The organism is Chryseobacterium potabilaquae (assembly GCF_902728265.1).
Classification (GTDB): Bacteria; Bacteroidota; Bacteroidia; order Flavobacteriales; family Weeksellaceae; genus Chryseobacterium; species Chryseobacterium potabilaquae.
In genome coordinates this window covers 1-645 of the sequence record NZ_CACVBR010000132.1, presented here as the reverse complement: position 1 = coordinate 645, position 645 = coordinate 1, and the positions used below count along the sequence as shown (strand labels likewise).

The window sequence follows — 645 nt, the reverse complement described above, 5'->3', positions numbered from 1 at the left end:
ATACCGATATTTGGAAGCTATGGGGCAAAAAAGAAATTTATAGAATAATTCTATCGTTTAAAGCAAAGGTTAACAATATATTACATATTTCTATTTTACTTTAGGCCCGAATCGGTAGTTGTAACCTACTTCCTTTAAATTCTTGAAACAAAGAGTCTTCTCCATACATTCTCTTTGCTTCATTTCCAAAAATCTGTAAACCAAACATCACCTGGAATAGAGGATGACGAGATACATCCTGCTCTACTCCTAATTCTTCTACCAACTTCTCAAAGGGAAGATCCTGATGCATCTGAGCCTCAGATACCGAATCCGAAACTTGCAAAATAAAGTCTCTTACTGATGCTCCATAATCAATCTCTTCTCGAAGTACCAAAGTATTGACAAAGAAACCAATCAAATCCTCTAAACCTGTATGATGACGATTGGCTACTACTGTTCCCAGTACAATATCTTTTTGTCCCGAATAAGAGGATAACAACAAATAATAGCCTCCTAACATCATACTGTATAAACTCACTCCTAATTCTCGAGACAAGAAGCGTAATTCTTCCCCTAAACTATTCGGAATACTAAAGTGTATCGTATTTCCTTCATAAGAAATAGCTGAAGGACGAGGATAATCTAAAGGAAGATTTAATGGCT

The 645-nt window shown here is 35.7% G+C and carries 1 protein-coding gene; it reads right to left on the bottom strand.

What is annotated here, in order from left to right:
• Positions 1–100: 100 nt before the first annotated feature.
• The coding region (locus CHRY9293_RS18495; RefSeq protein WP_228455611.1) for a condensation domain-containing protein at positions 101–645 on the bottom strand (545 nt) is incomplete at its 5' end.